Source organism: Streptomyces sp. NPDC031474 (assembly GCF_055581185.1).
Window position 1 is genome coordinate 464,535 of the sequence record NZ_JBVIJX010000001.1, and the last position, 24,019, is coordinate 488,553.

A 24,019-nucleotide genomic window follows, 5' to 3' on the forward strand; every position below is an offset into this window, starting at 1 on the left:
GGGGAGGGTGGCATACGCGCCGCCGGTCACCCCGAAGGGGTGGGGACGGGTGGCCGATAGCGCCTAATAGCTCGTCAATGCGGCTTGTATGGCGGCGGCGGGACCGCCGTGGCCGATCGCGCCGTGCGCGGCGGAGCCGCGGATCGAAACGGTCCCACGCCCCCGGGAGCCCGTCCACGTCTTAACGTTGCCGTGTGCCCTACTTCGACGCCGCCTCCGCCGCTCCCCTGCATCCCGTGGCCCGCCAGGCTCTGTTGGCCTCGCTCGACGAGGGGTGGGCCGACCCCGCCCGGCTGTACCGGGAGGGGCGGCGCGCGCGGATGCTGCTCGACGCCGCCCGCGAGGCGGCCGCCGAGGCGGTGGGGTGCCGACCGGACGAACTGGTCTTCACCTCCTCGGGAACGCGGGCCGTGCACTCCGGCGTCGCGGGCGCGCTGGCCGGGCGTCAGCGGGTCGGACGTCACCTGATCGTGTCATCTGTCGAACACTCCTCAGTGCTCCATTTGGCTGACGCGCATGAGCGGGACGGCGGCACGCTGACGCGGGTGGCCGTCGACCGGGCGGGAGCCGTGACCGTCAAGGCGTATGCCGAGGCCCTGCGGGCCGACACCGCGCTCGCCTGTCTGCAGTCGGCCAATCACGAGGTGGGGACCGAGCAGCCGGTGGCCGGGGTGGCCGAGGTGTGCCGGGCGGCGGGGGTGCCGCTGCTGGTGGATGCGGCGCAGTCACTCGGATGGGGCCGGGTGGAGGGCGACTGGTCGCTGCTCACGGCCAGCGCGCACAAGTGGGGCGGGCCGTCGGGCGTCGGGGTGCTCGTGGTGCGCAAGGGGGTGCGGTTCGCCGTCCAAGGCCCGGCGGACGAGCGGGAGTCGGGGCGGGCGGCCGGGTTCGAGAACCTTCCGGCGATCGTGGCCGCGGCGGCCTCGCTGCGGGCGGTGCGGGCCGAGGCGTCGGCCGAGGCGGTACGGCTGCGGGCGCTGACGGCGCGGATCCGGGCCCGGGTGGGCGCCGTCGTCCCGGAGGTGGAGGTCGTGGGGGATCCGGAGCGGCGGCTGCCGGGGATCGTCACCTTCTCCTGTCTGTACGTCGACGGGGAGGCGCTGCTGCACGAGTTGGACCGGGAGGGATTCTCCGTGTCGTCCGGTTCGTCCTGCACCAGCAGCACGCTGACTCCCAGCCATGTGCTGAAGGCGATGGGGGTGCTGAGTGAGGGAAACGTGCGGGTTTCGTTGCCGGCGGGGGCGGCCGAGGAGGATGTGGAGAGGTTCCTCGCCGTGCTGCCGGGGGCCGTGGCGGGGGTCCGGGAGAAGCTCGGGGCGCCCATGTCCGCGCAGGTGGCGGACGTACGGGGCGAGGAGCTCGTGGTGGACGCGCTGGGCAGGCGGTGCCCGATTCCCGTCATCGAGCTGGCGAAGGTCATCGGGGACGTGCCGGTCGGGGGCACGGTGCGGGTGCTGTCCGACGACGAGGCGGCCCGGCTCGACATCCCCGCGTGGTGCGAGATGCGGGGACAGGAGTACGTCGGGGAGGAGCCGGCGGACCGTGGCTTCGCCTACCTGGTCCGCCGGCTCTCCTGAGTCACGCCAGGTGCGTGCGGACCTCGGCCGCGGCCTCGTCGCCGTAGGCCTTGGTGAAGCGGTCCATGAAGTGGGCGCGGCGCAGCTGGTACTCCTGGGTGCCGACCGTCTCGATGACAAGGGTGGCGAGCATGCAGCCGATCTGCGCGGCGCGCTCGTGGGAGACGCCCCAGGCGAGGCCGGAGAGGAAGCCGGCGCGGAAGGCGTCGCCGACGCCCGTCGGCTCGACCTTGGCCTCCTCGTCCGGGCAGCCGACCTCGATCGGGTCGTCGGCGATGCCCTCGATACGGACGCCCCGCGAGCCGAGGGTGGTGACCCGGTGGCCGACCTTGGCGAGGATCTCGGCGTCGCTCCAGCCGGTCTTGGACTCGATCAGGCCCTTCTCGTACTCGTTGGAGAACAGGTACGTGGCGCCCTCCAGCAGCATCCGGATCTCGTCGCCGTTCATACGGGCGATCTGCTGGGAGAAGTCGGCGGCGAAGGGGATCGAGCGGGAGCGGCACTCCTCGGTGTGCCGGAGCATCGCCTCCGGGTCGTCGGCGCCGATCAGGACCAGGTCGAGACCGCCCACCCGGTCGGCGACGGTCTTCAGCTCGATCAGGCGGGCCTCGCTCATCGCGCCCGTGTAGAAGGAGCCGATCTGGTTGTGGTCGGCGTCGGTGGTGCACACGAAGCGGGCGGTGTGCAGGGTCTCGGAGATGCGGACCGAGTCGGTGTCGACGCCGTGCCGGTCCAGCCAGGCCCGGTACTCGTCGAAATCCGCGCCCGCGGCGCCGACCAGGACCGGGCGGGTGCCCAGCTGGCCCATGCCGAAGGCGATGTTCGCGCCCACGCCGCCCCGGCGCACGTCCAGGTTGTCGACCAGGAAGGACAGCGAGACCGTGTGCAGCTGGTCCGCGACGAGCTGGTCGGCGAAGCGGCCGGGGAACGTCATGAGGTGGTCGGTCGCGATGGAGCCGGTGACTGCGATGCGCACGGCGTGGACTCTCCTGTGGAATCAAAGGGGTGCTGCGCGATGGCGGACGGTTCACGCTACCCGGTCACCCGGGCCTGCTGAAGCAGCCGAAACTACCCGATAGTAGATCTTTCTTCGCGAGCCGGGACGTGCATACGGTTCGGTCATGACGAACCTCAAGGTCCACGCCCCCGTTCCGGCCGACCTCGACGGCGGCCTGGCGTCGCTGCGCGGTGACTGTGCCCGGATGGCTCCGCACTGGGCCGCCCCGGAGAAGATCACTTCCCGTCCGGTCTCCCCGTCACTCATCCACGGCGTGAGCGTCCCGGCGAAGTCGGCGCGGCTGCTGGAGGCCATGCTGGACGACGTCGCCCTTGATTACGGGAACTAGGGGGTTTTCCCTCGGTTTCTCTCGGCTTTCCTCGGCAGGGCGCTCGGAAGGGAACCGTGCGCTCCCCTGTCGCGTCCCATCGCCGTCCCCCGTAAAGGGGATGTGAGGTACGACAGCAGGGCAGCCGAAGGAGCGATGCGGTGAACACCGAGCGACCCGAGAACGACGACGCCGCGCGCGAGCCGGAGCAGACGGACACCGAGGGCGGTACGGCGAAGGGCGCCGGGGGCGCATCGGCGAAGGCGGACACCGCGGCCGGTGCGGCGGACACCGAGGCGAAGGCGGACGCCGGGGCCGGTGCGGCGGAGCCGAGCGCCGTTCCCGAGGAGACCCCGGCGAGTGAGGTATCCGAGGGAGCTCCGGGCCACGAGGTTCCCGAGGAGGCCACGGCCCGTGAGCTGCCCGAGGATGTTCCGGGCCGCGAGATTCCCGAGGAAGCCGCCGCCCGTAAGGTTCCCGAGGGAACTCCGGCCCGTGAGGTTCCCGAGGACGCCGAGGCGCGTGAGGTTCCCGAGGGAACTCCGGCACGTGAGGTTCCCGAGGACGCCGAGGCGCGTGAGGTGTCCGAGGGTGCCCGACTCCGTGAGATTCCTGAGGAAGCCGCGGTCCGTGAGGCTCCCGAGGATGAGGGGGTCCAGGTGGGCGGGGTGGGTGAGGAGGCGGAGGCCGCTGTCGGCTCTCGGCGGCGTTCCCCCGTGCTCATCGCCTCCGTCGCCGCCGCCGTGCTGTTGGTGGGCGGCGGCGGGGCGTACCTCACCTCCGGTGTCGTGAGCAGCTCGGGCGGCGGGTCCGGCGGGTCCGGTTCCGGGTCGCCCTCCGGGGACGGCGCCCCCGCCGCGCTTCTCCTGGACGACTACTCCGCAGGCACGGGTACCTCCAACGGCGGTGCGAACGGCATCGCGCCCGGCGAGCCGAACCCCTACGGGGTGACCTACAAGGCCGACGGCACGCTTCCGGACGGTCCGGGCTCCGCACCCGTGTACTGGCCCAAGGGCGCGGTCACCAAGGACGAGGTGGTCCGGCTGGCGAAGGTCCTGGGGGCCGAGGGGACGCCGGTGGTCGACGGCGAGGCCTGGAAGGTCGGCGCCGCCGACGGTTCGGGGCCGGTGCTGCGGGTGAACCGCCAGGCACCGGGAATCTGGACCTTCACCCGGTACGCGCCCGGCACCGACAACTGCACGGGCGGCACCGTCAAGTGCACCCGGGATCCCGCGGGCGCGGCCGGCGACACGGTGAGCGAGGCGGTCGCGAAGCAGGCTGCGGCGCCGATCCTGAAGGCGGTGGGCCAGGACGACGCCAAGGTGGACGCGAGCCAGATCATGGGCGCCCAGCGGGTGGTGAACGCCGATCCGGTGTTCGGCGGTCTGCCCACCTACGGCTGGACGACCGGCATCAGCGTCAGCGCGCAGGGCGAGGTCGTCGGCGCGAACGGCCAGTTGCAGGCGCCGCTGAAGGGCGACACGTATCCCCTGCTGAGCGCTCGGGAGGCGCTGGCCGCGCTGAACGGGGCGCCGGGGAGCAATCACCGGATGGGCATCGGAGGCTGCGCCAGCCCGGTGCCGCTGAAGGACCGGCTGGAGAGTCCGTGCGGTACGTCCACCGCGGCGCCGCAGCAGGAGACGGTGACGGTCGAGGACGCGGTGCTCGGGCTCGCCCCGCACACCTCGGGCGGCCGGCAGGTGCTCGTGCCGTCCTGGCTGTTCGACGTGAAGGGCGCGGGGGCCGCCGCCGGGTACACGGTGACGCAGCCGGCCGTCGAGCCGGCGTATCTGAAGTCCGCGACGACGCCCACGCCGACGCCGACCGGCAGCGCCCCGAAGACGCGTGACGTGCACCCGGACGGTTACACCGCCGAGGGCAAGGAGCTGATCGTGACCTTCACCGGCGGGGTGTGCGCCGACTACAAGGCGACGGCGACCGAGAGCACGGGCGAGGTGAAGGTCACCGTCACGGAGACGCCCTGGCCGAACAAGATCTGCATCCTGATCGCCAAGCAGTTCCACAAGACCGTGCGGCTGGACCAGCCGCTGGGCAGCCGGACGGTGGTCGGCACGGACGGCAAGGCGATCCCCCTGGAGAAGCCGGGGGCGCGGCTGCCGCAGGTCCAGTAGCGGTCGGCGCGGCGAACGCGAAGGCGGCGGCCCCTTTAGAAAGGGGCCGCCGCCTTCGTTGTGCGCTGATGCCTTCAGCAGCTACAGCTACTTGGAATTAGCTGAAGGAGTCGCCGCAGGCGCAGGAGCCCGTCGCGTTCGGGTTGTCGATCGTGAAGCCCTGCTTCTCGATGGTGTCGACGAAGTCGATGGACGCGCCGCCCAGGTAGGGGGCGCTCATGCGGTCGGTGACGACCTTGACGCCGTCGAAGTCCTTGACGACGTCGCCGTCGAGGGACCGCTCGTCGAAGAAGAGCTGGTAGCGCAGGCCGGAGCAGCCACCGGGCTGAACGGCGACACGCAGGGCCAGGTCGTCACGGCCTTCCTGGTCGAGCAGGGCCTTGACCTTCGCCGCGGCGGCGTCGGACAGGATGATGCCGTCGGTGACGGTGCTGGTCTCGTCCGATACGGACATCTACATCTCTCCCGGGTTGTACGGAGACTGCTTGCCGACGGTTGCAACCGACGGGGCCGCGGATTCATTCCGGGCCGAGCTCTTGTCTTTTTCGTTCCCTTCTCATGCTCGCACACACGGTTGCGGGCGGAAAACGCCTCACCGGGATTCATGTCACATCGACGCTATGACCATCGTCAAAGTGACGTGAAGCGGGTTATGATAGATAACGTCAGTTCGACGAAAAGTAGAAAGGGTGCGTGTCGTGACCACCGCCCAGACCACGGAGCTCGACGTACAGCCGTCTCCGCTCGCCCTGTTGCTGCTCGGCCGTGAGGCCGACCCGAGGAGCGAGCGGGGTGTCGAATGCCCCGGCGACCTGCCCTCCCCGTCCGACCCGGACCTTGTGGAGCGGGCCCGCGCGGCCAAGGAGAAGCTCGGGGACAAGGTCTTCGTGCTCGGCCACCACTACCAGCGCGACGAGGTCATCCAGTTCGCGGACGTCACGGGCGACTCCTTCAAGCTGGCCCGGGACGCGGCCGCCCGCCCGGAGGCCGAGTACATCGTCTTCTGTGGTGTGCACTTCATGGCCGAGTCCGCCGACATCCTGACGTCGGACGACCAGAAGGTGGTCCTCCCCGACCTCGCCGCCGGCTGTTCGATGGCCGACATGGCGACGGCCGAGCAGGTCGCCGAGTGCTGGGACGTACTGACCGAGGCCGGCATAGCCGAGCAGGTCGTGCCCGTCTCCTACATGAACTCCTCCGCGGACATCAAGGCGTTCACGGGCAGGCACGGCGGCACGATCTGCACCTCCTCCAACGCCCAGCGGGCCCTGGAGTGGGCCTTCCAGCAGGGTGAGAAGGTCCTGTTCCTGCCCGACCAGCACCTCGGCCGCAACACCGCGGTGCGGGACATGGGCCTGTCCCTGGAGGACTGCGTCCTGTACAACCCGCACAAGCCGAACGGCGGGCTGACCGCCGAGCAGCTGCGCGACGCGAAGATGATCCTGTGGCGGGGCCACTGCTCGGTGCACGGCCGCTTCAGCCTGGAGTCGGTCGAGGACGTGCGCGCCCGTATCCCCGGCGTGAACGTGCTCGTGCACCCCGAGTGCCGGCACGAGGTCGTGGCCGCGGCGGACTACGTCGGCTCGACCGAGTACATCATCAAGGCGCTGGAGGCGGCCCCGGCCGGCTCGAAGTGGGCGATCGGGACCGAGCTGAACCTGGTGCGCCGGCTGGCGAACCGTTTCGCGCCCGAGGGCAAGGAGATCGTCTTCCTCGACAAGACGGTCTGCTTCTGCTCGACCATGAACCGGATCGACCTCCCCCACCTGGTCTGGACCCTGGAGTCGCTGGCCGAGGGCAACCTGGTCAACCGCATCGAGGTCGACCGGGAGACCGAGACGTTCGCGAAGCTGGCCCTGGAGCGGATGCTGGCACTGCCGTAACCCCGGCGGCGGGCCCCCTTCCCCCGCGGGGGAAGGGGGTCGGCGCGGCGGACCGACGCCCGACGCCAGCGTCGGCGACGGCCGGGCTCACTCCGCCCTTGGTCGTACCAGTCCCGACTCGTAGGCGATCACCACGAGCTGCGCCCGGTCGCGCGCGCCCAGCTTGGCCATGGCCCGGTTGACGTGTGTCTTCACCGTCAGCGGGCTGACCTCCAGGCGCTCGGCGATCTCGTCGTTGGAGTGGCCGCCGGCGACCTGCACGAGGACCTCGCGCTCGCGCACGGTGAGCGCCTCCAGCCGAACGGAGCGGGCGGGGTCGTGCTCGTCGTCCGCCGCGCCGCCCTGGGCGAGGAAGCGGGCGATCAGGCCCTTGGTGGCGGTCGGCGAGAGCAGGGCCTCCCCGCCCGCGGCGACCCGGATCGCGCTCAGCAACTCCTCGGGCTCGCTGCCCTTGCCGAGGAAGCCGGAGGCGCCGGCCCGCAGCGACTGCACCACATAGTCGTCGACCTCGAACGTCGTCAGGATGACCACGCGGACGTGCGCGAGGGAAGGATCGGCGCTGATCAGCCGGGTCGCGGCGAGACCGTCGGTGCCGGGCATACGGATGTCCATCAGGACGACGTCGGCGCGCTGCTCCTTCGCCAGCCGGACCGCCTCCGCGCCGTCGGACGCCTCGCCGACCACCTCCATGTCGGACTCGGAGTCGACGAGCACGCGAAACGCGCTGCGCAGCAGCGCCTGGTCGTCGGCGAGCAGGACACGGATGGTCATGCGCTCTCTCCCGTGGTGGCCGTGCGGGTCTTGATCGGCAGGATCGCATGGACGCGGAAGCCGCCTCCGTAGCGGGGGCCCGTGGTGAGGGTGCCGCGCAGGGCGGTGACGCGTTCGCGCATGCCGAGCAGGCCGTGACCGCCGCCTTCCTGAGGCGACTCCTCGCCGTCCGGGCGACCGTTGTCGAGGACGGTGACCTCGATGTTCGGCCCCACGCGCACGACGCTGACCTCGGCCTTCGCCTCGCCTCCGGCGTGTTTTTGAACGTTGGTGAGAGCTTCCTGGATGACCCGGTAGGCGGCCAGGTCGACGGCGGCGGGGAGCTTGGTCCCGTGATCGGTGCGGGCCACCTCGACCTGGAGGCCGGCGTTGCGGAAGGTGCCGGCGAGCTCGTCGAGGCGGTCCAGGCCGGGCGCGGGCTCGGTGGGGGCCTCGGGATCGCCGGACTGGCGCAGCAGGCCGACGGTGGCCCGCAGTTCGTTGAGCGCCGAGCGGCTGGCCTCGCGGACGTGCGCGAGGGCCTCCTTGGCCTGGTCGGGCCGCTTGTCCATGACATGCGCGGCGACTCCGGCCTGCACGTTGACCAGCGCGATGTGGTGGGCGACGACGTCGTGCAGGTCGCGGGCGATGCGCAGGCGCTCCTCGGCGACCCGGCGGCGGGCCTCCTCCTCGCGGGTGCGTTCCGCGCGCTCGGCGCGGTCCCGGATGGCCTGGACGACGGCCCGGCGGCTGCGGACCGCGTCCCCTGCGGTGGCGCCGATGCCGGTCCAGGCGAGGATGCCCAGGTTTTCCTGCGCGTACCAGGGCAGTGGTCCGGCGAGCATGGCGGCGCCGGTGAGAACCGTCATGGTGAGCAGGCCGGCCCGCAGGCTGGTGGCGCGGTCGGTGCCGGCGGCGACGGTGAACAGCGCGATCACCGCGGACATGGCGACGGGGGCGCGGGGGTCGCCGGTGACGGACTCGATCGCGGAGGCGGCGCCGGTGAGGGCGAGGACCGCCATGGAGGCGCTGCGGCGGAAGACGAGGGCGACGGCGCCGAGGGTCATCAGCAGCAGGCTGAGCGGGTCCGGGCTGTGGATGCTCCAGCTGACGCTGTGCTCTCCGTGCGGGTCGACGAAGGAGCCCGCCAGCATGCAGAGCAGGACGCCTGCGGCGAGCGAGGCGTCCAGGGCCAGGGGGTGGGCCTTGAGCCGGCACTCGGCCCGGGCAAGGAGGGTCACCTCGTAGATACCGTCACTTTCCTTGCCGTGGCTGGGGGCTGCCGCCCCCGGACCCCGCTTCGGCCCCGAAGGGGGCTCGTCCGCACACGCCGGACGGGCTAGCACCGGACTGGCTGGAACCGGACTGGCTGGAACCGGACGGGCCAGAAGAAGATCACCCCGGGATCAGGCCGTCGTCGCTCAGCATCTCCCGGACCTCCTCCAGGCTCGCGTCCGGGGCCGGGAGGATGAGTTCCGAGGGTTCCAGGGCGTCGTCAGGCAGGGGGTCGCCCAGCCGGCGGACCGCGTCCAGGAGGGCGCCGAGGACGCGGTGGAAGCCTTCCTCGTCACCGCGCTCCATCTCGGCCAGCAGCTCGTCGTCCAGCTTGTTCAGTTCGACGAAGTGGGAGTCGGCCAGCGTCCACTGGCCCTCCCCCATGATCCGTACGATCATGTCGCCCTCCTCGGCTCCGGGCCCCGGCGCCGGTTACTGCTTGTCGAAGCGCGGGGTGTCCTGCGGCTGCTGCTGGGACTGCGACTGGCTCGTGCCGCCTTCGATGGCCTGCTGTCCGGAGGACGAGCCCCCGGCGAGCTCCGCCTTCATGCGCTGCAGTTCCAGCTCCACATCCGTACCACCGGAGAGGCGGTCCAGCTCGGCCTGGAGGTCGTCCTTCGCCATGCCCGTCGGGTCGTCCAGGGCGCCGGAGGCCATGAGCTCGTCGAGGGCGCCGGCGCGGGCCTGGAGCTGGGCGGTCTTGTCCTCGGCGCGCTGGATGGCCAGGCCGACGTCGCCCATCTCCTCGGAGATGCCGGAGAAGGCCTCGCCGATGCGGGTCTGGGCCTGGGCGGCGGTGTAGGTGGCCTTGATGGTCTCCTTCTTCGTACGGAAGGCGTCCACCTTGGCCTGGAGGCGCTGGGCCGCGAGGGTGAGCTTCTCCTCCTCGCCCTGGAGCGTGGCGTGCTGTGTCTCGAGGTCGGTGACCTGCTGCTGGAGGGCGGCGCGGCGGGAGAGCGCCTCGCGGGCGAGGTCCTCACGGCCGAGCGCGAGGGCCTTGCGGCCCTGGTCCTCCAGCTTGGTCGACTGCGACTGCAACTGGTTCAGCTGGAGTTCGAGACGCTTGCGCGAGGTGGCCACGTCGGCGACACCGCGGCGGACCTTCTGGAGGAGCTCCAGCTGCTTCTGGTACGAGTAGTCGAGGGTTTCGCGCGGGTCCTCGGCCCGGTCAAGGGCCTTGTTCGCCTTCGCGCGGAAGATCATCCCCATACGCTTCATGACACCGCTCATGGGCTTCGCGCGCCCCCTTCTGACGTCCAGCCTGAACCTCTGCGACAGAACCCACAGTACGGGCCCTGCATCCATTGACGCACTGTTCGGGGACGGATGCGCTCATCCCCAAGGACGACTGACCGCGCTCCTGCTCCGGCGTGAGGAGTAGGTGACCTTCAGGGTGAGCGACCGATCACCCTGTGCCCCTTCTTCCTCACTCCTGCCCGGTCTGTCCCCTCTACAGACGACTGGTGTTGCCGGATCGTTCCCCTCCGGGCTGGGGTCCATGCCCGGGAGCGCTTACCCTTGGGTTTTGTGTTCCGTAGCCGTGCCAAGGAAGAGAAGGCCCCCGCCGACGCGGTGGTGACCGACTCCAAGCAGACCCGCGACCCGCAGGCCCCCAAGGGCAGGCCCACGCCCAAGCGCAGTGAGGCCCAGTCCCAGCGCCGCAGCGTCGCCAGCACCTCGACGTCGCGCAAGGACGCCGCCAAGCGTCAGCGCGAGGAGCGCCGTGCCCAGCTGGACCGCCAGCGCCAGGCGCTGGCGGGCGGTGACGAGCGTTACCTGCCGGTCCGTGACAAGGGCCCGGTGCGCAAGTACGCCCGCGACTTCATCGACTCGCGGTTCAACGTGGCGGAGTTCTTCCTGCCGATGGCCGTGGTCATCCTGGTGCTGAGCATGGTGCGGGTGGGCTCGCTGCAGACCATCGCGCTGCTGCTCTGGCTGGTCGTGATCGTGCTGATCGTGCTGGACTCGTTCGTCACCGCCTTCCGGCTGCGCAAGCAGCTGGCGGAGCGCTTCCCCCAGCAGAACCGGCGGGGCGCGGTGGCGTACGCGCTGATGCGCTCGCTGCAGATGCGCCGGCTCCGGCTGCCCAAGCCGCAGCTCAAGCGTGGAGGACGGCTCTGAGCGCTGCGGCCTTCTCCGGGGGAGCGGCCGAGGCCTGGCTGAGCAGGCTGGGCGGGCTGCGTGACGTCGTACGACAGGAGCTGGTGGCCCGGCAGCTCGACGAGCAGATAGCGGCGCGCTACCCGGTGGGGCAGCGGCTGCGGGTCCTCGACGTCGGGATGGGCCAGGGCACGCAGGCGCTGCGGCTGGCCCGGCTCGGGCATCAGGTGACCGGTCTCGAGCAGGACGCGACGATGATCGCCGCGGCCCGCGAGGCGCTGTGCGGCGAACCCGAGGGCATCCGGGAGCGGATGCGGATCATCGAGGGCGACGGCCGCGACACCGGAGTGCACTTCCTGCCCGGCAGCTTCGACGTGGTGCTGTGCCACGGCGTGCTCATGTACGTCGCGGAGCCGGATCCGCTGCTCGCGGGGCTCGCGCGGATGCTGGCGCCGGGTGGTCTGCTGTCGCTGCTGGTCAGGAACGCGGACGCGCTGGCCATGCGGCCGGGCCTGTCCGGCGACTGGACGGGCGCGCTGGGCGCCTTCGACTCCGTCGCCTACCGCAACCGGCTGGGGCTCGACGTACGGGCGGACCGGCTGACGACGCTGACCGGCACGCTCGCCGGGATCGGCGCACCGCTGCAGGCCTGGTACGGCGTGCGGGTCTTCACGGACACGGCGGCGGACGGGGCGGAGATCCCGGGCGACGTCGAGACCCTGCTGGCCGCCGAGGAGCGGGCCGGGCGGACCGACCCCTACCGGCAGGTCGCGGCGCTGCTGCATCTGTGCGGGGTGCGCGGCTGAGCGGTCGCGCTCCGCTCGTACGAGTGAACGGCGTACGGGGTGGCCGTGGTGGGGCCACCCCGCTGTGCGGCTACGCCTCGTTCGCGTGCAGGCTCATCGGGCCGTAGATCTCGGTGGAGTCCTCGAACAGCCGTACCTGGTCCGCGCCGCCTTCGAGGAGGTCCTTCCACACTTCCCCGATCCAGGACTCGGCGTCCCCCTGAGTGGTGAACTCCTCGGGCTGCACCGCGGGTTGGACCTCCGTCCCGTCGGCCTTCTCGAACCGCCACGTCCATGCCGCCATGTACGCCTCCCAGCTGTGACCACGTGCAGAGCAGAAGCCGGATCTTGGTCCGGCTCCTGCCGAGCAGCCTAGTCGGATGCGCAAGACCAGGTCAGACAGGCGAAAATCAGCTCCGTGGAAGTCACTCTGCTCGGTACCGGCGCCCCCGCGGGCCTGCCCCGCCCCGACTGTTCCTGCTCCGTGTGCGCGACCTCGCTCGGTGCGCACGCGCGCGCGGCGACCGCGTTGCTCGTGGACGGGACGCTGCTGCTCGATCTGACGCCGGGCGCCGCGTTCGCCGCCGCGCGCGCGGGTCACTCGCTGGGCGGGGTGCGGCAGGTGCTGCTGACGCATCCGCACGACGGGCCACCGGTGGAGGTGCCGGCCGGGCTGCCGCAGCCCGGCCGGGTGCCGGACGGGCGGGAGTTGGCGCTGCTGACGGGGCATCGGGTGCGGGCCGTGGCGATGGACGCGCCGGGCACCGGGTACGCGGTCACCGGCCCGGACGGGCAGCGGCTGCTGTATCTGCCGCCCGGGGGCGCGCCGGCGGGCCTGGAGGAGGGGTCGGGGGCCGCCGAGCGGTACGACATGGTCCTCGCGGATCTCGTGGGGCGGCCGGACGCGCTGGCGAAGCTGCGGGCGGTGGGCGCGGTGGGGCCGACGACGGACGTGGTCGCCGTCCACCTGGACCACGACGTGCCGCCGGGCGTGGAGCTCGCGCGGCGCCTCGCGGCGGCGGGGGCGCGGGCGGTGGCCGACGGGTCGACGCTGACGGTGGGGGTGTACGAGGAGGTGCCGGACGTGCCGAGGCGGACGCTGGTGCTGGGCGGGGCCCGGTCGGGGAAGTCGGTGGAGGCCGAGCGCCGGTTGGAGTCCTTCCCGGACGTGCTGTACGTCGCCACCGGGGGGACGCGCGGCGGCGACACCGAGTGGGCGTCGCGGGTCGCGGCGCACCGGGAGCGGCGGCCGGGGTCCTGGCGGACGACGGAGACCTGCGATCTGGTGCCGTTGCTCGGGGCGGAGGGGGCGCCGCTGCTGATCGACTGTCTGTCGCTGTGGCTGACGGACGCCATGGACTCCGTCGGGGCGTGGGACGACGCGGTGTGGGCGGACGGCGGCGAGAAGGCGCTGCGCGCGCGGGTGACGGAGTTGGCGGCGGCCGTGCGCTCGGCGCGGCGGACCGTCGTACTGGTGTCGAACGAGGTCGGCTCCGGGATCGTGCCGGCCACGGCATCGGGGCGGCGGTACCGGGACGAACTGGGCCGGCTGAACGCGACGGTCGCCACCGAGTGCGAACAGGTCGTACTGGTGGTAGCAAGCCAAGCCCTACTACTACGCGGCTGACCGTCCGGTCCCGTTCCGCAACCTCCGCCCCGGAGCCGACCGCGGGCTCCGAGCCGCGGGTTCCCGGTCACGGGGCTCCGGACCGCGGTTCTCGGTCGCGGGACTCCGGACCGCGGGTCTCGGTCGCGGGACTCCGGACCGCGGGTCTCGGTCGCGGGACTCCGGATCGGGGCTCCGAGCCACCGGGTTCCCAATCGCGGGGCTCCAGCCGCGGGTTCTCGGTCGCCGGGCTCCGGATCACGGGCTCCGAGTTGCCGGGTTCTCGGTCGCGGGGCTCCGAGCCGCCGGGCTCCTGGGCGCTGGGCCCCGACTCGCCGGGCTCCAAGCCTCCCGGCACCGGGGCACGGGCCCCAACTCGCCAGGCCCCGGATCGCGGGGGGCCGGGCCGCCGGGGCCGGGGCGCGGGTTCTCGGTCGCGGGGCTCCGGACCGCCGGGCACCGGGGGGCGGGGCTCCGACTCGCCGGGCTCCAAGCCTCCCGGCACCGGGGCGCGGGCCCCGAGTCGCCGGGCTCCGGATCGCGGGGGGCCGGGCCGCCGGGGCCGGGGCGCGGGTTCTCGGTCGCCGGGCTCCGGACCGCCGGGCACCGGGGGGCGGGGCTCCGACTCGCCGGGCTCCAAGCCTCCGGACTCCAGATCGCGGGCTCCGGGCCGCCGGGGTCGGACCGCCGGGCACCGGGGCGCTGGGCCCCGACTCGCCGGGCTCCAAGCCTCCGGACTCCAGATCGCGGGCTCCGGGCCGCCGGGGTCGGACCGCGGGTTCTCGGTCGCAGGGCTCTAGATCGCCGGGCTCCCGGCCGCCGGGGTCCGGATGGCGGGCTCCAGATCGCGGGCTCCGGGCCGCGGGCTCCGGGGGGGGGCGGGGCTCCGACTCGCCGGGCTCCAAGCCTCCGGGCACCGGGGCACGGGCCCCAACTCGCCAGGCCCCGGAACACGGGGCTCCGGGCCGCCGGGCACCGGGGGCGCGGGCCCCGACTCGCCGGGGGTCCGGAACACGGGGCTCCGAGCCACCGGGTTCCCGATCGCGGGGCTCCAGGCCGCCGGGCACCGGGGCGCGGGCCCCGGATCGCCAGGCTCCGGAACACGGGGCTCGGGGCCGCCGGGGTCCGGGGCGCGGGGCTCCAAGCCGCCGGGCACCGGGGCGCGGGCCCCGGATCGCCGGGGTTCGGATCGTGGGGGGCCGGGCCGCCGGGGCGCGGGGGTTCTGGGGGCTTAGGGTTTGCGGGCGATGAGGCGGTAGGCGTTTGAGAAGCGGGTGCGGCGCAGGGCTGGGGCCAGGGCGTGGTCGAGGGTGGCGGCCAGGGCCGTCAGGGGGCCGGCCGCGCGGCGCAGCCGGGTCCGGTTCAGGTAGAGCGAGGCCGCCGTCGCCAGGTCGTGCGGGGTGTGCGGCGCCCTGCGGTCCGTCACGACGATCTCGCAGCCCCGGGCCTGGAGTTCCGTGCGGAGGTTGGCCAGGGGGATCAGGTGGAGGTGGCGGGGCTGGTCGTGGGAGTGCCACCACTTGCCGAGGACGGCGGCGGACGCGCTGGAGGGGTCCGGGAGTTCCAGGAGGAGGTGGCCGCCGGGACGCAGGGCGGTCAGCGCCGCCGCGAGCTCCTTCCTCGGCTCCCGGGTGTGTTCCAGGTGGTGGAGCATGCTGACCACGTCGTAGCGGCCCCTCACGCGGGACAGGACCTCCGGTGCCGTCAGATGGCCCACGTGGGCCTCCTCCAGGCGGCCCGCGGCTCTCGCCCGCTCCACCCTGAGCGTCGGATCCACCCCGTCGAACGCCGTGTAGACGAACAGTTCCTTCGCCGCCGCCGGGAAGGGCGCGTCCCCCGTTCCGACGTCCAGCCAGCTCTCCGGTTCGGGGAAGGGCAGCATGGCCCGTGCCGTGGCCCTCAGCTGCCGGTGGCCGGCCCGCTGGTCGCCCTCCGCGCCGTACAGCTGGAGTCCCTCGGTGGTCAGGCGCGGGTTCTGGAAGGCGTGGGCGCAGTCCCGGCACTCGTCGACCACGAACGTGCCGGGTCTGCGGTGGCGCAGGTCCGGTGCGCGCAACCGGGTGCGCAGGCGTTTCGAGCCGCACCAGGGGCAGTCGTCGCGGCGCGGCTCGTGGACGGGCCTGGGGGGCATGAGCGGCTCCGGGGGAGGACGGGATGAGCACACGACAGGCGAACGACAATTTGCGGCAAAACGGAACGTATGGGATACCGATCTCCGGTGCAATGACGTCACGGGGGCGCGGTGGGGGCGTGGTGACGATGTAGCGCTGAACCGTTCGATCAGTGCCGGTACTGTTCGGCGAATGAGCTCGCTTAATCTCGACGACTTCACCGATCTGATCGAGCGCCCCGACGGCGGGGTGCGCCGCGACGCGGAGGCGCGCCGGGAACGTCAGGTCGTGCCGCCCGGTTCACTGGGGCGCCTGGACGACCTGGGTGAGTGGCTGGCGGCGGCGCAGGGCGCGGCGCCCGTGCGGCCGGTCGAGCGGCCACGGGTGGTGCTGTTCGCCGGCGACCACGGCATCGCCGAGCTCGGCGTCTCCGTCCGACCCGCGGGCAGCGCCGCGGAGTTGGTGCGCGAGGTCCTGGAGGGCGGCCGTCCGGTCTCCGTGCTCGCCCGCCGTCTCGGCGTGCCGTTGCGGGTCGTGGACATGGCCCTGGACTGCGACCCGGACCTGTTCCCCGAGGACGTCGTACGGCATCGGGTACGGCGCGGCAGCGGCCGGATCGACATCGAGGACGCGCTGACGGTCGAGGAGGCCGAGGCCGCCTTCCGGGCGGGCATGGCCGTCGCCGACGAGGAGGCCGACTCCGGCACGGATCTGGTCGTGCTCGGCGACGTGAGCGTGGGCGGGACGACGGCGGCGGGCGTGCTGGTCGCCGCGCTGTGCGGGACGGACGCGTCCGTGGTGACCGGGCGGGGCGGCGAGGCGATCGACGACCTGGCGTGGATGCGCAAGTGTGCCGCCATCCGGGACGCGTTGCGCCGGGCGCGGCCCGTGCTCGGCGAGCAGTTGCAGCTGCTGGCGACGGTGGGCGGCGCCGACCTCGCCGCCATGACGGGCTTTCTGCTCCAGTGCGCCGTGCGGAAGTTGCCGGTCGTCCTGGACGGCGTCGTGGCGGCGGCGTGCGCGCTCGTCGGGCAGCGGATCGCGTTCCGGGCGCCGGACTGGTGGCTGGCCGCACACAAGAGCGGTGAACCGGGGCAGGCGAAGGCACTCGATCGGATGGCTCTGGAACCTCTCGTTGACCAGGGCGTGAGGGTCGGCGAGGGCGCCGGCGCCCTGCTCGCACTGCCGTTGGTGCAGGCAGCGGCGGCACTGGCCGCGGAACTCCCCGAGAAGCCGGAGGTGTCCGAGGACAAGACCGACGGCTCCGAGGAGGACCCGACGCAGGAGTAAGAGCCCGGGGGAAAACGGACAGGCGGCGCCAAAAGAGCGGTTTCCCGGAAGTGCACCCATATGATCACCACTCATGGGCAACACCCGGGGCGCCGCCGCCTTCGCCGTCTGGTACCTGCGGGCCGTCGCGTTCGTCAACTTCCTCAGTGCGGTGTGGGTCTCCCTGGGGCAGGACGTGCGGCGGCACAACCAGGAGAACCTGTTCACGCCGTATCTGCTGACGGCCGGCTTCGCGTCCGGGGTCTTCACTGCGTTCCTGGCCGTCACCATGCGGCGGCGCAAGCGGGCAGCGTGGATCCTCAACCTCGGTCTCAGCGGGGCGTTCCTGGGGCTGTTCTCGCTGGCCATGACGTTTCCGGAGATCAGACGCTGCCCGCAGAACTGGGTCTCCCTCGCACTGACCGCCGCGTTCGTGATCGCGCTGCTCGCCGGGCGGCGGGAGTTCTACGCCAAGGGCGACCGGTCCAACCCGAAGCTCGCCGCGGCCGTCGGAGTCGGCGGACTGCTGGGCGCCTCGCTGCTGGCCGCGCTGGTGGTGACGGTCACCAACCGGGCCGCTGCCCCCTCCACCTTCCTGGAGCGCTGGCGCTACGGCACGCTGCGGCTGGTCTCCGTCGCCGCCGACGACTACCGCGTCCCCGGCATCGCCACGCCCACCTGGGTGGACGTCGCCGTCAACGTGCTGAGCACGGTCCTCGTCCTCGCCGTGCTGTACGCGGCGTTCCGCTCCCGGCGCGCCGTCGACCCGCTCACCGAGGACGACGAGAAACGGCTGCGGGAGCTCCTCGACCGGCACGGTGAACGGGACTCGCTCGGCTACTTCGCGCTGCGCCGCGAGAAGAGCGTGTGCTTCTCGCCGACCGGCAAGGCGGCCGTCGCCTACCGCGTCCTCGGCGGGGTGTCGCTGGCGTCCGGGGATCCGCTCGGGGATCCGGAGGCCTGGCCGGGGGCGATCGAGCCGTGGCTCGCCGAGGCGCGGGCGCACGGGTGGATCCCGGCGGTGATGGGCGCGAGCGAGGAGGCCGGGACCGTGTACGCCCGGCACGGACTGGACGCGCTGGAACTCGGGGACGAGGCGATCGTCGAGGTCGCCGAGTTCACTCTCGAAGGACGTGCCATGCGGACCGTCCGGCAGGCGTACAACCGGGTCCGCCGGGCCGGGTACACCGTGCGGGTACGGCGGCACGAGGACATCCCCGCCGACGAGATGGCGTACCTGCTGCGGCGCGCCGACGACTGGCGCGACGGGGCCACGGAGCGCGGGTTCAGCATGGCGCTGGGACGGCTCGGGGACCCGGAGGACGGCCGCTGCGTGATGCTGGAGTGCACCGACGCCGACGGTGAACTGCGGGCCCTGCTCTCGTTCGTGCCGTGGGGACCGCACGGCCTGTCCCTCGACCTGATGCGCCGGGACCGCGCCTGCGACAACGGCCTGATGGAGTTCATGGTCCTCGAACTCCTGCGCAGGGCCCGGGAAACGCAAGAGATCCGGATCACCCAGGTTTCGCTCAACTTCGCCGTGTTCCGGTCGGTCTTCGAAAGGGGCGCACGCCTCGGCGCCGGGCCGGTGCTGAGGCTGTGGCGGTCGCTGCTCAGCTTCTTCTCGCGCTGGTGGCAGATCGAGTCGCTGTACCGCGCCAACGCCAAGTACCGGCCCATCTGGGAACCCCGCTTCCTGCTCTTCGAGAAGAGCGCGGACCTGCCCCGCATCGGGATCGCCGCGGCGCGGGCGGAGGGGTTCCTGGAAGCGCCGGGGCTGCCGAAGTGGCTGCACCGCAAGCACCTGGAGACCCACCGATGAACCGGATCGCCCGCTGGGCCCGCACCGAATGGGGTGCGCTGTACCTGGCCGTACGCGCTCCGTTGGTGCGGCGGCGCCGGGGGGCGGCACGCGTGAGCCTGTCGCCGATGACTCTCACGCCGATGACTCTCGCGCCGATGACTCTGGCGGCGGTGTGTCTGACGTCGGTGACGCAGGTCGTGCAGAACCAGTCTTGGGGCTATCAGCCGGTCCAGAACCTCGGTGCGGTGCGGGCGGAGGACGCCTTGTGGCTCGCCCTGCTGCGCACCCCGCTCTCGCTCTTCGTCCCGGCGCTGGACCTGCCGGTGTGGGGCGCCCTCGCGCAGCTTCTGCTGGTGTTCGGCGTCGCGGAGCTCTGCCTCGGCTGGTGGCGCACCCTCGTCATCGCCTACGCCGCCACCCTCGCCGGCACCCTGTACGCCCGCGTGGGCATCGCCCTGGGCCCCGACAGCCCCTTCGGCCTGCCGGTGGCCGACGCCCGCATCGTGGACACCGGGCCGTCGGCGGCAGTGGTCGGCCTCGCGGTGTTCCTGGGCTGGCGCTATCGCGCCCGCGCGACGGCGGCCGCGGTGGTCGTCGCCATGGTGGTGGAGGTCCTGCTGAAGAACAACCTGGCGGGCAAGGAGCATCTGGCGGCGATCGGGGCGGTGGTGGCGCTGTGCGCGTGCCGGCGCAGGGCGGGACAGCCGGCCGACGTCCCTCCCCCGCCCGTCGGCGCCCTCACTCCCCCTTACGGGACTGAGCGAGCTCGGCGTCCGTCTTCCCGCCCAGCCAGTCCCCCACCCGCCGCCGGGGCCCGGCCCACCGCCGGTCGTGGCGGTAGGCGCGCAGCACGGCCTTGGCCCGCGCACGCGGACGACGGCCGTAGAACCTCCGGGCCCACGGCGACCCCGGCCGGGCCAGCCGAATGAAGCCCAGCAGCCCCACGAACGGCACGAACACGCTGAAGACCGCCATCTTGGCCTTGCCCTTCGCCAGCACGGCCAGCGAGAACAGGAAGTTCACGATCACGGTCGAGATGACGCCCCCCCGGTCCTGAAGCTCCTCGTCGCTCATGTCGTTGACGCCGAACGGCGAGAAGCCCACCAGCAGCAGTCCGACCAGGGCCACGGTCAGCACCACGGCCTCCAGGCTCTTGCGGCCCGCCTCCGTCCAGTACACGTCGTCGAGATGCAGGATCAGCGCGAACTCGTCGAGGACGAGGCCCGTGCCGATGCCGAAGACGATCGCGAAGGCGCCCGAGCCGAAGCCCCGCAGGCCGCTCGCCACCGCGCCGAAGCCGCCCGCGACGGTCAGCACCACGCCCGGCACCACGTGGTGGATGTGCACCCCGCCGGAGCTGATGTTGCCGAACGGTCCCCTGCCCGCCCGAATCAGACGCGTGATGACCCGGGTGATCAGGAACGTGAGCACCAGCGCGGCCAGCGCGAGGAGCAGCGGGAGCTTGCCCGGTTCGACGATGTTGCGCTGCAACCACTGGCCCATGCCGCCAGTTTCCCGGCGGAAGGGGCGGGCTGCCTCGCCGGTGCGGCGTCCGGGCTAGTCTGCCGCGGTGTCCATGACCTCGCCCTTCGACGGCCTTCGGTTCGCCTTCGGTACCCTCAGCGTGCTCCCGGTCAGGGTGACCCGCTGGGATCGGCAAGCCGCCCGTGGGGGCATGCTGAGCGCCCCGCTGGTCGGGCTGGCCGTCGGCGGCTGCGCGGCCGGGCTCGGGCTGCTGCTGCTCCGGCTGGGCGCGAGCCCGTTGCTGGCCGGCGTCGCCTCGGCCGCCGTGCCCGCCGTCCTCACCCGTGGTCTGCACCTGGACGGGCTGGCCGACACCGCGGACGGACTCGGCAGCGGCAAGCCCGCCGAGGACGCGCTGCGCATCATGAAGCAGTCCGACATCGGCCCGTTCGGCGTGCTCACGCTCGTCTTCGTGCTGCTCGCCCAGGTGGCCGCGCTGACGCAGCTCTACGAGGTCTCGTGGGCCCTGGGCGCGCTGGCCGCCGTCGTCTCGGCGGCCGCCGCCCGGCTGGCGCTGACCCTGGCGGCACGCGACGGGGTGCCGGCCGCGCGGCCGGAGGGGCTGGGGGCGGCGGTCGCGGGCGTGGTCCCGGTGCGGGGTGCGGTGATCGCCGCCGCCGCGGTCACGCTGGCGGCGGCGATCACAGGTGCGTGGCTCGGACCGTACGGGGGCCACGGCGTCGTCGCCGTGATCGGGCCGGTCGAGCCGGGTCCCCTTTTCGAGCCGTACGACGCCGTCCGCCCGGCGCTCGCGATCCTCGCCGCCCTCGCCGCCGCCGAACTCCTCCTACGGCACTGCACGCGCCGCTTCGGCGGGGTCACCGGGGACGTTTTCGGCGCCCTCGCCGAAACGGCGGCGACCACCGCGCTCGTGGTCTTCTGCCTGGCCCACCAGGGGACCTAGTCAGCTATTGCTAGCAGGCCTCGCGCCACACTCCCAGTTCGTACTTCTTCAGCAGGGAACTCAGGCGCAGGCGGCGGGAGTCGGCGCAGAAGTCGCTGGTGGGGAGTTCGTACTCGACGTGGAAGACGGCCTTGCCCGCCTCGATGAAGGGGGTCAGGTCCTCGCACTCGTCGTACTGGGCGCACTGTTCGTTGACGGCGAAGTCGAAGTCGTCGACGAGGGCGGGGATCTGGTCGAGGTCGTTCTTCAGGCCGACGGACATGCCCCGGTCGTGGGCGAGGCCGGCGATGAGACGGTTGTAGCGGAGCTGGTCGGCGGCCTTGATCGGGAAGCCGGTGGTGTTCTTGTAGCCGTCCATGTTGTCCGGCTCGACGGCGTCGAAGCCCTTGGCCCGGCACATGTCGAGGCGGGCCGCCATCAGCGGTTCGAGGACGTCGGTCCGGCGGATGTCGAGCCAGCGTTCGCCGTCCCAGCCGTTGCCTTTGCCGATCACCGATCGGGGGAACTTCGCGGCGTCGGGGCGCCAGTCCTCCCAGGCGCCGGTGGAGAGGTAGCAGATGACCTTGCGGCCGTCGTCGTGCAGCCCGGCGACCGTGTCCTTGGTCTGGTCGAAGCCGTCGATGTCGTAGACGGGCACGTCGACGGAGGTGTCGAGGCGTCCGCTGAGCTGCCACTGCCAGTCGATGCCGGGGGCGGGCTGCCAGACCTTCCCGCTCGCCGACGTCGCGCCCGATGACGGGCCGTCAGGCCCATCCTGCGGTGGGTCGTCCGGTGCGGAGGCGCAGCCCGCGAGCAGCAGGCCGAGAAGGGGCAGCAGAACGGTCGGGCGTCTCACCGGGCGGGCTCCAGGATGTGCGGCAACGTACTCAAGGATGATCGCCTTCTGACGCACCGGAACCCGACGGGTGTGACCCAGTTCATGGAGTGCGAGGATCGAGAAGTGGCTACGACGCCACCGACGGGTGAACACTCGCGTGCTGGGCGAACGCACACGCACGCGTACGCTCATTGCGGGATTCGCCGCACCGGTCCGCCGCGCCGGTGAGGCAGACCCCGGATACGACCGCACCCTCTGCCCGGCTCTAGGGTCGGCTGTCGGGCCTGGTCGACCCACACCCTCCGGCCACAGCAACTCCACATCGGAAGCGAGATTTCACCACCGTGACTGCTCTCACTCTCAGCACCGCCGCGGCGCCCGGCCTCCGGGCCGACGCGATCGTGATCGGTGTCGCCAAGGGCGCCGCATCCAGGTCTGGCGACCTGATCGTTGCCCCAGGCGCCGAAGCCCTCGACAAGGCCTACGACGGCCGACTCGCCGGCGTCCTGGAAACCCTCGGCGCCTCCGGGGCCGAGGGCGAGGTGACGAAGCTGCCCGCCCCGGCCGGCTTCAAGGCGCCGCTCGTGCTCGCGGTGGGGCTCGGAGCCGAGCCCGAGAAGGACGCCGGTTTCGACGCCGAGGCGCTGCGCAGGGCCGCCGGCGTGGCCGCCCGCGCCCTCGCCGGCGCCAAGAAGGCCGCGTTCGCCCTGCCGGTGACCGACGCCGCCGACATCGGCGCGATCGCCGAGGGCGTGCTGCTCGGCGCGTACTCCTTCGACGCCTACAAGCAGACCGGCCCGGCCGGCAAGGACGCCAAGGCCAAGAACGGCAAGAACGGCAAGGCGCCGCTCGCCGAGGCCGCCCTGCTGGGCGGGAAGCCGCGCGACGCCGTCCACAAGGCCGCGCTGCTGCGTGCCGCCGCGGTCGGTGAGGAGCTCAACCGCGCCCGCGACCTGATCAACATGCCGCCGAACGACCTCGACCCGCAGGCGTTCGCCGCGCTCGCCCAGACGGCGGCCAAGGAGCACGGCATCAAGGTGCAGGTGCTCGACGACAAGGCCCTCGCCAAGGGCGGCTACGGCGGCATCCTGGGCGTCGGCTCCGGCTCGGCCGCCGCCCCGCGCCTGGTGAAGCTGTCGTACACCTCCGCCAAGGCGAAGAAGCACCTCGCCTTCGTCGGTAAGGGCATCACCTACGACTCGGGCGGCATCTCGCTGAAGCCGGCCGGCCACAACGAGACGATGAAGTGCGACATGAGCGGCGCGGCGGCGGTCTTCGCCGCGGTCGTCGCCGCCGCACGGCTCGGGCTCGAGGTCAACGTCACCGGCTGGCTGGCGCTCGCCGAGAACATGCCGTCGGGCTCCGCCACCCGCCCGGGTGACGTGCTGCGCATGTACAGCGGCAAGACCGTCGAGGTCCTCAACACCGACGCCGAGGGCCGGCTGGTCCTGGCGGACGCGCTGTGGGCGGCCTCCGAGGAGAAGCCGGACGCGATCGTCGACGTGGCGACCCTGACCGGCGCGATGATGCTGGCGCTGGGCAGCCGGACCTTCGGGATCATGGCCAACGACGACGCGTTCCGCTCCGCGGTGCACGAGGCCGCCGAGGAGGTCGGCGAGCCGGCCTGGCCGATGCCGCTGCCGGAGCACCTGCGCAAGGGCATGGACTCCAGCGTCGCCGACATCGCGAACATGGGTGAGCGGATGGGCGGCGGGCTGGTGGCCGGGCTCTTCCTGCGGGAGTTCGTCGGCGAGGGGATCACCTGGGCGCACCTGGACATCGCCGGGCCCGCGTTCAACGAGGGGGGTCCCTTCGGGTACACGCCGAAGGGCGGTACGGGTACGGCGGTGCGGACGCTGGTGCGGCTCGCGGAACTGACCGCCTCCGGCGACCTGGGCTGACGTTCGCCTGACAACTCGGTCCATTCCGTCACATGGCGACCGCAGGGGCGTGGGGGCTGGTCGCGCAGTTCCCCGCGCCCCTTTGGGGCGCTCATCTGAACGTGGGACGTCTCACACCCCGGCCCCGTGTCTCGTCTGCCTCCGACAAGTGCGAGGATGGGGCTCGGCAGGACAGGGCCCCCACCACAGGGCCGATAACAGAGCGGCCGGACACCAGCCGCCGACCGGTCACTGGAGACCGGCGTGGCGCACATGC

21 protein-coding genes and 1 pseudogene are annotated in these 24,019 nt (G+C 72.4%); 12 read left to right on the forward strand and 10 right to left on the reverse strand.

Annotated features, from left to right (window positions below):
* The first annotated feature begins 194 nt into the window (after positions 1-194).
* Entirely contained in the window at positions 195-1,577 is a 1,383-nt protein-coding gene (locus tag ACZ5SK_RS02170; RefSeq protein WP_468415248.1) for an aminotransferase class V-fold PLP-dependent enzyme, read from the forward strand.
* A 1-nt stretch (position 1,578) separates the two neighbouring features.
* On the opposite strand, the gene ACZ5SK_RS02175 is transcribed toward ACZ5SK_RS02170, so the two are convergent.
* Positions 1,579-2,553 (reverse strand): carbohydrate kinase family protein, encoded by a 975-nt coding sequence (locus tag ACZ5SK_RS02175; protein WP_334580816.1) that lies wholly within the window; start codon positions 2,551-2,553, stop codon positions 1,579-1,581.
* A gap of 145 nt (positions 2,554-2,698) precedes the next feature.
* Between ACZ5SK_RS02175 and ACZ5SK_RS02180 the strand changes: the two genes are divergently transcribed.
* Entirely contained in the window at positions 2,699-2,923 is a 225-nt protein-coding gene (locus ACZ5SK_RS02180) for a hypothetical protein (RefSeq protein WP_334580815.1), read from the forward strand.
* Between the two features lie 140 nt (positions 2,924-3,063).
* Positions 3,064-5,034 (forward strand): hypothetical protein, encoded by a 1,971-nt coding sequence (locus ACZ5SK_RS02185; RefSeq protein WP_334580814.1) that lies wholly within the window; start codon positions 3,064-3,066, stop codon positions 5,032-5,034.
* 97 nt (positions 5,035-5,131) lie between these two features.
* Here ACZ5SK_RS02185 and ACZ5SK_RS02190 read toward each other — a convergent pair whose 3' ends face one another.
* Positions 5,132-5,488: a HesB/IscA family protein gene (locus tag ACZ5SK_RS02190; RefSeq protein WP_030794551.1), complete on the reverse strand. Its 357-nt coding sequence runs from the start codon at positions 5,486-5,488 to the stop codon at positions 5,132-5,134.
* Positions 5,489-5,732: 244 nt separating this feature from the next.
* Here ACZ5SK_RS02190 and nadA point away from each other — a divergent pair, with 244 nt between their 5' ends.
* Positions 5,733-6,917, forward strand: a complete 1,185-nt coding sequence (gene nadA / locus ACZ5SK_RS02195; RefSeq protein ID WP_334580813.1) for a quinolinate synthase NadA — start codon at positions 5,733-5,735, stop codon at positions 6,915-6,917.
* A gap of 87 nt (positions 6,918-7,004) precedes the next feature.
* Here the strand turns inward: nadA and ACZ5SK_RS02200 are convergent, their stop codons facing one another.
* The 4 genes from ACZ5SK_RS02200 to ACZ5SK_RS02215 form a co-directional block, all read right to left on the reverse strand.
* The gene (locus tag ACZ5SK_RS02200) at positions 7,005-7,688 is read right to left on the reverse strand and encodes a response regulator transcription factor (protein ID WP_334580812.1); all 684 of its coding nucleotides are present in this window, start codon (positions 7,686-7,688) and stop codon (positions 7,005-7,007) included.
* Entirely contained in the window at positions 7,685-8,908 is a 1,224-nt protein-coding gene (locus ACZ5SK_RS02205) for a sensor histidine kinase (protein WP_334580811.1), read from the reverse strand. Before ACZ5SK_RS02205 ends, ACZ5SK_RS02200 begins: the two co-directional genes overlap by 4 nt.
* A gap of 154 nt (positions 8,909-9,062) precedes the next feature.
* The gene (gene pspAA, locus ACZ5SK_RS02210) at positions 9,063-9,341 is read right to left on the reverse strand and encodes a PspA-associated protein PspAA (protein ID WP_334580810.1); all 279 of its coding nucleotides are present in this window, start codon (positions 9,339-9,341) and stop codon (positions 9,063-9,065) included.
* Positions 9,342-9,374: 33 nt separating this feature from the next.
* The gene (locus ACZ5SK_RS02215; RefSeq protein WP_079662831.1) at positions 9,375-10,172 is read right to left on the reverse strand and encodes a PspA/IM30 family protein; all 798 of its coding nucleotides are present in this window, start codon (positions 10,170-10,172) and stop codon (positions 9,375-9,377) included.
* 297 nt (positions 10,173-10,469) lie between these two features.
* Between ACZ5SK_RS02215 and ACZ5SK_RS02220 the strand changes: the two genes are divergently transcribed.
* Positions 10,470-11,063, forward strand: a complete 594-nt coding sequence (locus ACZ5SK_RS02220; RefSeq protein ID WP_334580809.1) for a DUF3043 domain-containing protein — start codon at positions 10,470-10,472, stop codon at positions 11,061-11,063.
* Between the two features lie 83 nt (positions 11,064-11,146).
* Positions 11,147-11,848, forward strand: coding sequence for a methyltransferase domain-containing protein (locus ACZ5SK_RS02225; protein ID WP_334580808.1), 702 nt, complete (start codon positions 11,147-11,149; stop codon positions 11,846-11,848).
* A 70-nt stretch (positions 11,849-11,918) separates the two neighbouring features.
* Here the strand turns inward: ACZ5SK_RS02225 and ACZ5SK_RS02230 are convergent, their stop codons facing one another.
* Positions 11,919-12,131, reverse strand: coding sequence for a hypothetical protein (locus tag ACZ5SK_RS02230; protein WP_319346498.1), 213 nt, complete (start codon positions 12,129-12,131; stop codon positions 11,919-11,921).
* 114 nt (positions 12,132-12,245) lie between these two features.
* Between ACZ5SK_RS02230 and ACZ5SK_RS02235 the strand changes: the two genes are divergently transcribed.
* A complete protein-coding gene (locus tag ACZ5SK_RS02235) occupies positions 12,246-13,454 on the forward strand; it encodes a bifunctional adenosylcobinamide kinase/adenosylcobinamide-phosphate guanylyltransferase (protein ID WP_334580807.1) in 1,209 nt (402 codons plus the stop codon).
* Between the two features lie 1,210 nt (positions 13,455-14,664).
* Here ACZ5SK_RS02235 and ACZ5SK_RS02240 read toward each other — a convergent pair.
* A complete protein-coding gene (locus ACZ5SK_RS02240; protein ID WP_334580806.1) occupies positions 14,665-15,564 on the reverse strand; it encodes a class I SAM-dependent methyltransferase in 900 nt (299 codons plus the stop codon).
* Between the two features lie 172 nt (positions 15,565-15,736).
* On the opposite strand from ACZ5SK_RS02240, the gene cobT reads away from it, so the two are divergent.
* From cobT to ACZ5SK_RS02255, 3 genes and pseudogenes are all read left to right on the forward strand, one after another.
* Entirely contained in the window at positions 15,737-16,834 is a 1,098-nt protein-coding gene (gene cobT, locus ACZ5SK_RS02245) for a nicotinate-nucleotide--dimethylbenzimidazole phosphoribosyltransferase (protein WP_334580804.1), read from the forward strand.
* A 73-nt stretch (positions 16,835-16,907) separates the two neighbouring features.
* Positions 16,908-18,635: a phosphatidylglycerol lysyltransferase domain-containing protein gene (locus ACZ5SK_RS02250; protein ID WP_334580803.1), complete on the forward strand. Its 1,728-nt coding sequence runs from the start codon at positions 16,908-16,910 to the stop codon at positions 18,633-18,635.
* Positions 18,632-19,330: pseudogene (locus ACZ5SK_RS02255) on the forward strand (hypothetical protein); the annotation flags it as partial. The gene ACZ5SK_RS02250 and the pseudogene ACZ5SK_RS02255, both read left to right, overlap by 4 nt.
* A gap of 25 nt (positions 19,331-19,355) precedes the next feature.
* On the opposite strand, the gene ACZ5SK_RS02260 reads toward ACZ5SK_RS02255, so the two are convergent.
* Positions 19,356-20,120, reverse strand: a complete 765-nt coding sequence (locus ACZ5SK_RS02260) for a hypothetical protein (protein WP_334580801.1) — start codon at positions 20,118-20,120, stop codon at positions 19,356-19,358.
* 73 nt (positions 20,121-20,193) lie between these two features.
* Between ACZ5SK_RS02260 and ACZ5SK_RS02265 the strand changes: the two genes are divergently transcribed.
* Positions 20,194-21,045, forward strand: coding sequence for an adenosylcobinamide-GDP ribazoletransferase (locus ACZ5SK_RS02265; protein ID WP_334581396.1), 852 nt, complete (start codon positions 20,194-20,196; stop codon positions 21,043-21,045).
* Positions 21,046-21,055: 10 nt separating this feature from the next.
* Here the strand turns inward: ACZ5SK_RS02265 and ACZ5SK_RS02270 are convergent, their stop codons facing one another.
* Positions 21,056-21,880, reverse strand: coding sequence for an endo alpha-1,4 polygalactosaminidase (locus ACZ5SK_RS02270; protein ID WP_334580799.1), 825 nt, complete (start codon positions 21,878-21,880; stop codon positions 21,056-21,058).
* Positions 21,881-22,206: 326 nt separating this feature from the next.
* Here ACZ5SK_RS02270 and ACZ5SK_RS02275 point away from each other — a divergent pair, with 326 nt between their 5' ends.
* Positions 22,207-23,763, forward strand: coding sequence for a leucyl aminopeptidase (locus tag ACZ5SK_RS02275; protein WP_468575123.1), 1,557 nt, complete (start codon positions 22,207-22,209; stop codon positions 23,761-23,763).
* Positions 23,764-24,019 lie beyond the last annotated feature (256 nt).